Raw genomic sequence first — 12,322 nt, 5'->3', positions numbered from 1 at the left:
GGAACCGACAGAAGAAGCAACCAGCAAAGTCCTTTAAAATGTCCCATACTCCAGCCTCCTGACCGTCTTAGCGGTCCAGTTTTTTGACCGCCGAGGCTATCTTTTTGAGCCCCTCCATCACTACCGATCTGGGAGTGGCTATGTTCAGTCTCGCGAAGCCCTCCCCTCCGATGCCGAAGTTTGCCCCTCTGTTCATGGCTACCCCCGCTCCGATCAGGAAGCTGTGAAGCTGATCGGGGTCCATCTTCAGGGAGCGACAGTCTATCAGGGGAACGTAGGTACCCTCCGGTCTCACCAGGGAGATAGAGGGAATCTCCTCTGCAAGAAAATTCTCCACCATGTCCACCGTTCCCTCCAGGTATACGAGGAGCTCCTCCAGCCAGGGCTCGCCGTAGCTGTAGGCCGCCTCGAAGGCCGGTATGGACATACAGGTTCCGCCCTCGAGATGGAGGGTAGAGAGGGCCGAGTTATATCTCTCCCTCAGGTCTTTGTTCGGTATGACCACCGCTGAGGCCTTAAATCCGGCGATGTTGAAGGTCTTGCTCGGGGCCATAAAGACCGCACATAGCTGCTCTATCTCCGGCGATATGGAGGCTATGGGCCGATGTACGTGGCCTTTGTAAACTACGTCGCAGTGTATTTCGTCGCTTATCAATATGACGTCGTGCTTTACGCAGAGGTCCGCTACCGCTCTAAGCTCCTCCTCCGTCCAGACCCTTCCCGCTGGGTTGTGAGGACTACAGAGGAACATCATCTTGGCATCTTTTAGCTTCTCGTCCAGGTCCTCAAGGTCCATGGAGAACCTTCCGTCCCCGTACTTAAGGGGGTTTAATGCGGGAATCCTGTCGTTTAGCCTGATTTCCTCCGCAAAATGGTGATACACTGGGGGCTGGATGACCAGCCTGTCCCCTGGGTCGCTGAAGGCCCTGATGGCTATTCCCATAGCTGTGACGAGACCTGGAGAGTGGGTTATCCACTCCCTCTTCACCTGCCACTTATGACGGCGGATCGTCCAGTCTATAAAGGCCTGATACCAGCTGTCTGGGTATCGGGTGTAGCCGAAGATGCCGTGTTCGACCCTTTTTTTAAGGACATCGATGACCTCCTTAGGGGCTCTGAAGTCCATGTCAGCCACCCAGAGAGCGGTAAGGTCCGGTTTCCCGAAGGTATCCTCCAGGCCATCCCACTTTTCGCAGTCCGTTCCACGTCTCTCTATGATCTCATCGAAGTCGTATCTTTTATTCAATTTAAACTCAGCTCCTTTGGGACGTTTGTTTTCCAGAGGGCTATTATATCTCGAAAATAGAGGATACGCCGGATTTACACCACAAAAAACGGTTTTACCAGTACAATACACTGGGGTTATATGTGTCGATATCATTTCCGTTCGGAGGATTGGTACAGTGAGTATGGCGAATTTTTTTCAGATTCTAGGGGGGCTAGGGCTCTTCATCTACGGTATCAAGCTTATGAGCGACTCCCTACAGGACCTGGCGGGAGACAGGCTCAGGCAGCTGATTTCCTCTCTGACTAGCACTCCCGTGAAGGGCGTTCTCATAGGGACTCTGGTGACTATCCTTATCCAGAGCAGCAGCGGTACTACCGTCATGGCGGTCAGTTTCGTTCAGGCCGGTCTTATGACCCTAAAGCAGGCGGTAGGGGTCATTATGGGAGCCAACGTAGGGACTACCGTCACCGCTCAGATGATCGCCTTCAAGATAAAGGACTTTGCCCTGCCTATCGTCGGTATAGGGATGATTCTGGCGGTTTTTGGAAAGACAAAGAAACAGAAATATCTTGGAAACGGTATGGTCGGCTTTGGGCTTCTTTTCCTCGGCATGACCAACATGGAGCAGTCCATGAGTTTTCTCAGAGGTCGAAAGGATATCTTCCTGGCCTTCGGTCACAATCCTCTTTTGGGAATATTGGCAGGGACGGGGCTTACTATGCTGGTACAGTCCAGCTCCGCGACTATAGGTCTAACCATAGCTATGGCGGTTCAGGGTCTTCTTCCGCTAGATTCGGCGATACCTATACTTATGGGGGATAACCTTGGGACCACTATCACAGCTATTCTGGCCTCTCTAGGGGCCAGTCGGTCCGCCAAACAGGCGGCGGCGGGGCACGTCCTCTTCAACTTGATAGGGGTCTGTATATTCCTGGCGGCTATGCCTCTTTACAAACATATAGTGGTATCGACCTCCGGCGACATCGCCAGACAGATAGCCAACGCTCACACTATATTCAACGTCACCAACACCCTTATCTTCCTGCCCTTTACGTCGGCTTTTGTGGCTTTGATCAGAAAGATAATACCCTCCGACGTTGACGAACAGCTTTCAGGTCCTCAATATCTGGATCCTAAGCTTCTGTCCGCCTCTCCTGCGGCTGCCGCTGACGCCGTCCGTAAGGAGGTCCTCCGGCTTGGGCACATAACTTTGACTATGCTTGAGGACGTGCGGAAAGGCTTTGTGAACAACGATCCTAAGATGATCCAGCAGGTAAACCAGACGGAGAAGATCGTAAACGAGATGACCCATCGTATCGCCGCCTACGCCTCGGAACTTTGGGAGCGACACATCTCCAGCGACCTATCTCAGGTCCTGTCCTCCTATATCAACGGCCTAGGGGATATAGAGAGAATCGGAGATCACGCCCAAAACCTGATAGAGATGTACGAGTTTAAGCTGGAGCATAAACTGTCTTTCTCCGGCACGGGAATGACCGAGTTTTTGGAGATGTACGGTCTCGTCCATCGCTCGTTGACCCTCAGCCTCGAGGCTGTTGAGGAGGAGGACCTGGCCAAGGCCCACGAGGTAATAGACGTCCTTGAGGAGCAGGTGGACGATATGGAGCAGAAGCTGAGAAAGAACCACATCCATAGGCTGAACGAGGGAAACTGTACCCCCTCCGCTGGTGTGGTCTTTATCGACATACTCAGCAACTTCGAGAGGATCGGCGACCACGCCCACAATTTGGCCCTCATAGTGAAGGATATGAAGAGACTTCATAAGAAAGGGGTCTAGGTCATGGACCGTCCTGCGCCATCAAGGCCTATTAAGGCTGGGAACCGGCTTTTAGGCGGCGCTGTTCCTCTGATCTGTGTCCCTCTTGTCGGGGCCACATCCGAGGTTGTCATGGGAGAGGTGAGCAACTTACCTCCCGGTGTTGACGTAGTTGAGATTCGCATAGACGGTTGGGACGAGGTGGAGGATCTGGACTTGTCCGTCGGTTTTATCAGAGAGATCCGTTCAGCCATCGGGGATATGCCGGTTATACTGACCTGTCGAGGTCACTGGGAGGGAGGCATAAAGGAGGTAGCCGAATCGGTCAAGGACCGTATCTACTCAATGGCCATAGAGGAAAAACTGGTGGACTTTGTGGACAAAGAGCTGTCTTACGGCTACGAGAAGCTTGCCAAGCTAAAGGCCAGTGCTCAGGCCCACGGAGTGGGGCTTATCGTCTCCTTCCACGACTTTGAGAGGACCCCCTCTCCGTCCTTTATCTACTCCCAGATGGTGACCCAGATTCGTTTTGGTGCGGACGTGGCTAAGGTCGCTCTGATGCCCCGTTCGGAGGAAGACGTCCTCAAGGTGTTCGAGGCTACCCTGGCGATCCGCAGGGATTTCCCTCACATCCCTCTCATTACCATGTCAATGGGAGCCCTGGGGCAGGTCAGCAGGCTGGTCGGCGGTCTATACGGCTCTGACCTAACCTTCGCCGTTGGCGGGGCTCCCTCCGCTCCAGGACAGCCCTCCGTCGATGCGGTGAGGACGGCGTTTGGCCTTATCTACGGGAGGTGAGCTTTATGATAGAGAAAAATAACCCCTGGGCGGAAACCCAGTTTTTCGGGCTCCTTGGAAGCCCTGTTCGAAAGTCCCTGTCCGCGGCGATGCACAACGGGAACTTCAAGTCACTGGGCATGAATGCCCTTTACACTCCCTACGAGGTTACGGCGGAGGAGCTTCCTAAGGTTATTCCCGCCCTCGAATCACTCCGCTTTAAGGGGCTAAACGTCACCATGCCCTTAAAACAGGAAATCATAAAATATCTGGACGAGTTGGACGAGATAGCCTCTCTCTGCAACGCCGTCAACACCGTCTACTGGAAGGACGGCAAGCTATGTGGCTCCAACACCGACGGAATCGGTTTTGTCCACGGCCTCAAGGAACAGGGGAGATACGATCCTACGGGAAAACACTGTCTTCTCTTCGGGGCCGGTGGAGCCTCCAGAGGGGTCGCCTTCGCTCTCTGTGCCGCTGGGCTTAGCTCCATCACCCTTTGGGGCAGGCCATCGGGCCACGATAAGCTCCAAAAGCTTGCCAGCGATCTGAATGGCTATAGGTCCGATGTATGCAAGATCCAGTCCACCGATGAAAGGGATATCCCAAAGCTGCTGAAGGAAAACGAGCTGATCATAAACGGGACCTCCGTGGGCATGGCTCCAAACACCGATGCCACGGTTTTCGATACTTCCTACTTAGAGAGCCGCCATATGGTTTGCGATCTGGTCTACGTCCCTGACGACACAAAGTTGCTTCGTCAGGCGGCGGCTAAGGGAGCCAGGACCCTGGTCGGCTACTGGATGACCATATGGCAGGGAGCGGAGGCATTCAGGCGCTGGACCGGTGGAAAAGAGCCCGACGTAAAGGTCATGACCGATGCTGCTCTTCAGTTCCTTGAGGTCTAATGGTTCTGTTCTTTTTCGTTGACAAAACCCCTCTTAGAGTGGTATAAAACTCCCCAACCGTATATAGCGACCAAGTCGCGGAAGGAGCGCCACATGGTGACGTCTTTATCTAAAAATCGTCTTTTCTGGTACGGCTATTACTTTAGATGCGTGGGACCTCTCGGGAGGACCGACGTCTAGGCGTCGTAGGCTTTTCCGGGGATCGGTCTCTCGTGGGAGATCGGTCCCCTTTTTTTGTCTTTTCGGAAGGGGGACGGCGTCTCTGTGGGTGCGGTTTAGGGGTGAGGACAGGCGGTTGTCGCCTGGTTTGGGGAAGAGAGGGGGTTTTTAGGTGAGTATTCAGCTTGTTATTTTAATAGCTTACATAGCGCTTTTGTTCGGTGTCTCGTTCAAGGCTCTGGACATGCAGAAAAAGAGCGAGGTGAAAGGGGCCATAGGATACCTTCTGGCGGGGCGAAACCTGCCTCCTGTGGTTGTGGCCGCCATGCTCGCTGGATTGGCCGTAGGTGGGGCCTCCACCGTCGGAGTTGCCCAGAACGCCTACACTAAAGGGCTCTCCGCTGGCTGGTATAACGCCGCATGGGCTGTAGCAGGAATCGCAGTGGGCCTTGTGGCCGCCGGTTTCTTCCGGAGGATGAACGTCAGGACCGTTCCTGAGATGATGGGCCGTATGTCCGGTTCCGGTGCCAGAGTCCTAGGGGCGGTGGCACAGCTTATGATCCAGATGGTCATAACCTCACTTCAGTACGTCGCAGGAGGTGCGGTCCTCACCGCCCTGCTCCCTGACGTGTTTACCTTTCAGACCGGAATGATGGCTACGGCGGTCATCTTCATAGGGGTCACCCTCATAGGGGGCTACCTGGCAGGGGGATTGGTCAACGTCATAAACGTAGTTGTAATCTACGGGGGAATAATAGCCGCCCTGATCAGCGCGTCGTCCAACTTCGGTGGTTTCGATACTATAGTGGCCCAGCTTCCCCCTTCGGACATCTGGCTGGACTGGACCTCCGGCATAGGCATCGCCATGGTCTGTGCCTGGATGGCGGTCATGATAACCCAGGCCTTTTCGGTCCAGGCCATCAACCAGATAGCCTTCTCCGCCAGAGACGAGAGGTCCGCCAGGCTAGGCTTTATCCTCGGAGGAATCGTGATTCTGCCTGTCGGATTTCTCTGTGCCCTCTTCGGTGTGATGGCCGCCGCTAAGTTCCCGGGCCTCGAGAACTCCGCTATGGCTCTGCCAGCTCTGGTCACCACCATAAGCCCTGCCATAGGGGGGCTCCTGCTGGCGGGACTGTGGGCGGCGGATATCTCCACCGCCGTAGGGCTCCTGCTGGGAAGCGCCACTCTCACCTTAGAGGACCTGGTTAAGCCCCTTTTCCTGAAGGGAAAGGAGCTGACCTCCTCCCAGGAGATCGCCCTCTCCAGGGTCTGCGTCTTGGTCATGAGCGTCCTCACCTTCTTCATGGCCCTGTCCATCGTGGGGATCCTGAAGACCCTCACCTCGGCTCTGGCCGTGACTGCTTCCTTTACCTTGCTAATCCTGGCCGACATGTTCGTCCCCTCGCTCTGCCGGAGGGGGTCGGGATTTTGGACTATCCTAGCGTCGCTTCTGGTGTGGGCGGCCTGGACGTTTTTCCCTGCAAGCCACGTGGTGTCTCACGTCATATACCTGGAGTGGCCGGTCTGTATCGCCGTGTTTCTGCTGGTCGCGTTGGTCGACCGTCGCCCGGCCGGTCGTATAATGCAGAAAACAGAACCTGAAAGGGGATAGTGTTTTGATCGTTTCCTACGATAGACTGATGGATCACGTCGTATCGGTCCTTGAGAAGGGGCTGGGCTACAGTCCTTCCCAGGCCCGTATAACCGCCGAGGTGCTGGTGGAGGCCGACGCCAGAGGGATGCCGTCCCACGGGGTGGCCAGGATCGCCTTCTACAGGAGCAACCTGAAGGGAGGGTTCGCCTTCACCGACAGGGAGCCGGTGGTGGTCCACGAGACTCCGGTGTCCCTGGTGGTGGACGGTCGTTCCGGCATAGGTCCCTCTATAGCCGCCTTCTCGGTGGACCGATCCGTGGAGAAGGCCCTGGAGAGCGGAACCTGCACCTGCGTCGTCAGGGACTCGAACCACTACGGCATGGCGGGCCTATGGGCGGAGCGTGCGGCCCGCCGGGGCTGTATGGCCGTCGCCATGACCAACACCAGAAAATGCTGTATCGTGACCTTCGGCAAGGAGCGTCTTCTCGGCACCAACCCCATAGCGGTGGCGATTCCCGGAAAAGGTGAGGATATGTTCCTCCTGGACATGGCGACCCCGGTGGTGGCCCACGGCAAGGTGGAGGTCTACGACCGACGTAAAAAGCCCATGCCTATGGGCTGGGTGGTGGACGAGAACGGCCGAGGGACCACCGACGCCACCCACATTGAGGGGCTTTTTAAGGGGGAATCCTCCATGGGAGGCCATCTTTTCCTGGGAGGAGAGGGAGAGGAGCTAGGGGGCCACAAGGGCTACGGCCTAGGGCTCATGGTGGAACTGATGTGTTCCGCCCTCTCTATGGGAAGGTGGAGCCCCGAGACCTTCTCCGAGCCAGGAACCGGCAGCGGCATAACCCACTATTTCTCCGTCTCCAGGATGGACCTCTTCGGCGACGAGGACGAAATCAGAGGAAAGGTATCGTCCATAATGGACTCGGTCCGCTCCAGCGAGAAAGCCGAGGGCCATGACAGGATCTTCGTCCACGGAGACAAGGAGAGGGAGGCCAGAGAGAGAAGCCTGAGAGAGGGTATCGAGCTGGATCAGGCCACGGTGGACATGTTTAAGGTCTACTCGGAGAAGTTCGGCCTCGCCCCTCTGGAGGGAATATGAACTTAGGCTATGGCAAGGGAGAGGTGAACCTCTCCCTGCCCGAGGGGCTGACCCTAAAGGGAGTCCTCGAGCCTCCTCAGGCCCTCTCCAGGCCAGAGGAGGAGGTCATAAGGGAGTCTCTGGCAAACCCCATAGACTCCCCCAGGCTCAGGGACATAGTCTCCGCCGGAGAGACGGTGTGTATCGTGGTATCCGACGTCACCAGGGCGTGGCAGAGAATGGCGGTATACCTGCCCTTCGTGGTGGAGGAGCTTATGGCGGGAGGAGTGAGGGAGGAGGATATCTCCTTTCTCACCGCCACCGGGACCCACAGGGCCCAGACAGAGGAGGAACACCGTATGCTCCTGGGGGGGCTGTTGGATCGGTTTAAGATCGTTGACCACGATTGCACCGACGGCGACTCCCTGGTGGACCTTGGGTTCACCTCCAGAGGGACCCCCTTGAAGGTAAACAGAATGGTGACCCAGTGTGACAGGCTGATCATAACCGGCGCTGTGACCTATCACGTCATGGCTGGCTGGGGAGGGGGAAGAAAGTCCATCCTCCCTGGGGTCGCCTCCTACGACGCCATACAGGCCAACCACGCCCTGGCCCTAAAGCCATCTCCCCACACCGGGAGAGACATGAGGTGCCGCTGTGCTAATATGGAAGACAACTCCCTCCACCTGGATATGGAGGAGGCCTGCCAAATGGTCTCGCCGGACTTCGCCTTCAACGTGGTCATAGGCGGGGACGGCAGAATAGCGGCGGCGGTGTCGGGGCACTGGCGTTTCTCCCACCTTAAGGGGACCGAGCTAGTCAACGACCTGAACGGCGTTACAGTAGAGGACAGGGCCGACGTGGTCGTAGCCTCCGCCGGTGGATATCCTAAGGACATGGTCCTGTACCAGTCCGCAAAAACGGTGTTCAACTCCGCCGAGGCGGTAAAGGACGGCGGGACCCTGGTGGTGGTGGCCCGGTGTCAGGAAGGGGCCGGTAGCGACGAGTGTCTTGAGATCCTGACCGAATACCCCGACCAGATCGAGAGGGAGAAGGCCCTGCGAGATCGGTTCTCCATTCCCAGATATGTAGGGTATCTCCTGACCGAACAGGCGGCGAGGGTCAACCTCGTTTTGGTGTCCGACATGAACCAAACCGACCTGGAGGGTTCAGGAATAGTGGCGGTATCCACCGTAGAGGAGGCCATGGCTGAGGTGGAAAAGCGCCACCCTCAGGGAGGTTCGGTCTACGTCATACCTCACGGAGGGGCGGTTTTTCCGTTTATAAAGGACTAGGAACGAACAGCCCCCTGACGATCGTCAGGGGGCTGTCTTTATTTCTGTATGGTGTTTACCTCCGTCTTCGGGCACATCTTCGAGATGATCCCTCGGACGGTCTGTTCCTGTTCCCTGTTGAAGAGGACTCTAAGTCCCTTTATCTCGCCGTATCTCTCGAAGAAGGCCATGAACTCTTTCCTCTTTGTGGCGATGGTGACGTGAGCCACCTTGCTCCAGGGGAGCACCTCTTCGCTGGAGGAGAGGAGGGTCTTGGTCTCCTTAACTATACCCTCCGGGGACAGGTATATCCTTTTTTCGGACCTGGAGAAATAGAGCAACCCCAGTCCCACAAACAGGTAGGGATAGATCTGTCCAAATCCCGATGCCTGCCCCGCTATTCTCCAAATGCCTCCCGCCACGAGGACCACTCCCGCCGCTGCGGACAGGTACTTGGTCCACGTCGGGTAATATCCCGATTTTGAGAGGCATAGTACCTGTCTATCCAAGGCCTAGTCCTTCTTAGGGCCGTAGCCTTCCTTCCAGAATATCCCTAGCCCGGTGTAGGCCATGAATATGGCCACAAATGGGTTGAGGTAGTTCATGAAGGCGTAGGGAATGTACTCCAGGGTCGGGACGCCCAACACTGATGCGTTGTAGGCACCGCAGGTGTTCCAGGGTATGAGGACCGACGTGAGAGTTCCGGCGTCCTCGAGGGTACGGGAGAGAACCTTAGGATCTAGCCCTTTCTCGTCAAAGGCGGACTTGAACATCCTACCGGGCATGACTATGGAGAGATACTGGTCTCCCAGGAACAGGTTGGACACGAAGCAGGAAACCAGAACGGAAGTCACCATTCCACCGACGCTCTTGACTCCCTGAAGGATGGTCTTAAGGAGAACCTCTAGGAAGCCGCATCTCTCCATGATGCCGCCGAAGGAAAGTGCGGAGAGGATCAGGGAGATGGTCCACATCATGGAGTCCAGACCGCCTCTGGTGAGGAGGTCGGAGAGCATGGTTCCAGCGTCCTTGGCGAGCTCCGGCGACACCCCTGCGATGCTGCTTTGAGCCATAAGCTCCGATACCGCCTCCATGGTCTCCGCCTGGGCCAGCTGGCCAGATAGGGTGGCCTCGTAGCCGTAGTGAAGGGCCTCGATGATGTCCCCCAGGCCGTTGCCCTGTAGGAAGGACATTATGCAGGCGAAGATAATACCGGCGAAAAGACCTGGAAGGGCGGGAACCTTAGCGATCGCGAGCCCTATTACCAGAAGGGGAGGGATAAGGCCCATTAGGCTGATTTTGAACTCTCCCGCCATGATTGCCTGTATAGCCTGGATTCTGCTGATGTCCAGTGTGCCGCCGGAGTATTTATTGCCCAGATAGATCGTTATGGCCGCTACGATAAGAAATGTGGGCCCGGTGGTCCAGATCATGGATCGGATGTGGCTGAAAAGGTCGCTTCCCGCCACCGCTGGGGCTAGGTTGGTGGTGTCCGAAAGAGGAGACATTTTATCCCCGAAGTAGGCTCCGGAGATGACGATTCCCGCGGTGACCGGCGCTGGGATACCTAAGCCCGCTCCCACTCCCATGAGGGCTATGCCCACCGTTCCCGAGGTTCCCCAGGACGTACCTGTGGCAAGGGCTACAACCGCCGCTATGACCAAGGTGGCCAGGAGGAAAATCTTAGGCGACAGTATATCCAGGCCGTAGTAGATGAGGCTTGGGACCACTCCGCTCTGTATCCAGGAACCTATGACCAGCCCGACCATCATAAGTATAAGGACCGCCTGTAATGCCATAGTTATCCCCTGGATGATGCCGTCCTCTATGGATTGCCATGGGTACTTCAGGACGAAGGCTCCCCATAGGGAGACAATAACGGCGGAAATAATGATCGGTATGTGGGCGTCGGCCCCCAGTTTTAAAACCCCGTAGCTTATAAGCCCTGCACAGGCCAAAAGAATGATAGACGCCTCTAAAAAAGTCGGTCTTCTTCCCTCTTGTTTTTGTGTATCCATAGTTTTTATGTTTCCTCCTTTCGTATGTGACTAACCGTTGTCTTTCCCGTGTTTAAGAACATCCCATAAAGGTAGGTCGTTAATCCCTCCTCTCTGTCCTTTTTGTCCTGGAAGGTTTCTTCTTCCGGTCCTCGAGAGGATCTCTAAAGAGGTCAATCGGACACCTCTAAATAATAACACAATATACCCCTTATTTGGAAATGCCAAAAAACATTCTGAGGCACGGTGTGATCCTGGGATGGCTAAAAAACTTTCTATTCTGTCTAGGGCTGAGTTGAAAATCTTCCTTACAGACCCTCTGGACAGTTCGGACGATTCGGTGTATGGTGATCCAGAAAAGGTACTCCTTTTTGTTTGTAGTTTACTTTTGGACATTTTTTCTCTTTAAGGTTTCTAAGTCGGCAGCCTGGGCTGCAAGTTCATCTATGGGGAGGTAAAGACAATGAGGAAGGAATCTGTAAAGGTTATCATCTGGGGTCTTGGCGCTATGGGCAAGGGTATGGCGGAGATGATGCTCAAGAAACAGGGTTTTGAGATAGTTGGAGTCGTCGGCCGTGGCGCCAAGATCGGCAAGAGCATGTACGATTTTCTGGATATGCCCAAGGGTGACCGCCCGGACGTCCTTATAGGAGCAGCAGAGGACGTCATAGTCCCAGGAGCCGCCGACGTGGTTCTCCTCTGTACCGATTCCTTCGTGAAAGGCGCTTTCGATAAGATCAAGTTCGTCGCCGAGAGGAAGATCAACGTGGTCTCCAGCGCCGAGGAGATGGCCTACCCCAAGGCCCAGGAGCCCGAGCTGGCAGTAGAGATCGATAAAATCGCCAAAGCGAACGGCGTCACCGTATTGGGTACCGGCATCAACCCGGGCCTCATGATGGATCTCCTTGTGGTCATCTTTACCGGAGCCTGTGAGTCGGTAGACCACATCACCGCCCGCAGGGTCAACAGCCTTTCCCCCTTCGGCCCCGCGGTCATGGAGGAGCAGGGTATAGGCATCACCGAGGAAGACTTCCGCAAAAAGAGCGCTGCCGGTGAACTCGCGGGCCACGTCGGTTTTGCCGAGTCCATCCACATGATCGGAGACGCCATCGGCTGGAAGGTCGAGGAGGTCACCCAGACCATGGAGCCTATCGTCACCGACGTAGACCGCAAATCCCCCTACGGCTTCGCCAAGGCCGGAGACGTGGCTGGCTGCGCCATGAAGGGCTTCGGCAAGGTCGCTGGAGAGATCAAGATAGAGATGGATCACCCTCAGCAGATCGAGCCTCACCTCGGCGGAACCGACACGGGCGACTACATAATCATAAAGGGAACTCCCGACGTCAACATGGCCAACAAGCCTGAGATCCCCGGCGGAATAGGCACCATCGCCATGTGCGTCAACATGATCCCCCACGTCATCAACGCCAAGGCAGGCCTCAAGACCATGCTGGACCTTCCTGTCCCCAGGGCAATCATGGGCGACGTAAGGGCTATGATCGAGGAGGACTAGCATCGGAA

The 12,322-nt window shown here is 55.9% G+C and carries 10 protein-coding genes; 7 read left to right on the top strand and 3 right to left on the bottom strand.

The window, feature by feature from the left end; genetic code table 11:
* Positions 1 to 67 precede the first annotated feature (67 nt).
* Positions 68 to 1,246, bottom strand: coding sequence for a MalY/PatB family protein (locus B9Y55_RS02545; RefSeq protein ID WP_234986105.1), 1,179 nt, complete (start codon positions 1,244 to 1,246; stop codon positions 68 to 70).
* 163 nt (positions 1,247 to 1,409) lie between these two features.
* On the opposite strand from B9Y55_RS02545, the gene B9Y55_RS02540 reads away from it, so the two are divergent.
* The 6 genes from B9Y55_RS02540 (at position 1,410) to B9Y55_RS02515 (ending at position 8,825) form a co-directional block, all read left to right on the top strand.
* Entirely contained in the window at positions 1,410 to 3,026 is a 1,617-nt protein-coding gene (locus B9Y55_RS02540; protein WP_085543818.1) for a Na/Pi cotransporter family protein, read from the top strand.
* Between the two features lie 3 nt (positions 3,027 to 3,029).
* Positions 3,030 to 3,803: a type I 3-dehydroquinate dehydratase gene (gene aroD / locus B9Y55_RS02535; RefSeq protein WP_085543782.1), complete on the top strand. Its 774-nt coding sequence runs from the start codon at positions 3,030 to 3,032 to the stop codon at positions 3,801 to 3,803.
* A gap of 5 nt (positions 3,804 to 3,808) precedes the next feature.
* Positions 3,809 to 4,690 (top strand): shikimate dehydrogenase, encoded by an 882-nt coding sequence (gene aroE / locus B9Y55_RS02530; RefSeq protein ID WP_085543781.1) that lies wholly within the window; start codon positions 3,809 to 3,811, stop codon positions 4,688 to 4,690.
* Between the two features lie 331 nt (positions 4,691 to 5,021).
* On the top strand, positions 5,022 to 6,461 hold the full coding sequence (locus B9Y55_RS02525; RefSeq protein WP_143340783.1) for a sodium:solute symporter family protein: 1,440 nt from the start codon (positions 5,022 to 5,024) through the stop codon (positions 6,459 to 6,461).
* A gap of 4 nt (positions 6,462 to 6,465) precedes the next feature.
* Positions 6,466 to 7,551: an Ldh family oxidoreductase gene (locus B9Y55_RS02520; protein ID WP_085543780.1), complete on the top strand. Its 1,086-nt coding sequence runs from the start codon at positions 6,466 to 6,468 to the stop codon at positions 7,549 to 7,551.
* Positions 7,548 to 8,825: a nickel-dependent lactate racemase family protein gene (locus B9Y55_RS02515; RefSeq protein ID WP_085543779.1), complete on the top strand. Its 1,278-nt coding sequence runs from the start codon at positions 7,548 to 7,550 to the stop codon at positions 8,823 to 8,825. Before B9Y55_RS02520 ends, B9Y55_RS02515 begins: the two co-directional genes overlap by 4 nt.
* 38 nt (positions 8,826 to 8,863) lie before the next feature.
* On the opposite strand, the gene B9Y55_RS02510 is transcribed toward B9Y55_RS02515, so the two are convergent.
* Complete coding sequence (locus B9Y55_RS02510) at positions 8,864 to 9,313, bottom strand: hypothetical protein (protein ID WP_085543778.1); 450 nt, start codon at positions 9,311 to 9,313, stop codon at positions 8,864 to 8,866.
* 3 nt (positions 9,314 to 9,316) lie between these two features.
* Positions 9,317 to 10,822, bottom strand: a complete 1,506-nt coding sequence (gene nhaC / locus B9Y55_RS02505; protein WP_085543777.1) for a Na+/H+ antiporter NhaC — start codon at positions 10,820 to 10,822, stop codon at positions 9,317 to 9,319.
* Between the two features lie 442 nt (positions 10,823 to 11,264).
* On the opposite strand from nhaC, the gene ord reads away from it, so the two are divergent.
* A complete protein-coding gene (ord, locus tag B9Y55_RS02500) occupies positions 11,265 to 12,314 on the top strand; it encodes a 2,4-diaminopentanoate dehydrogenase (protein ID WP_085543776.1) in 1,050 nt (349 codons plus the stop codon).
* The last annotated feature ends 8 nt before the right edge of the window (positions 12,315 to 12,322 follow it).

This window comes from Dethiosulfovibrio salsuginis (assembly GCF_900177735.1).
Classification (GTDB): domain Bacteria; phylum Synergistota; class Synergistia; order Synergistales; family Dethiosulfovibrionaceae; genus Dethiosulfovibrio; species Dethiosulfovibrio salsuginis.
This window is presented reverse-complemented; position numbering and strand designations above follow the sequence as displayed.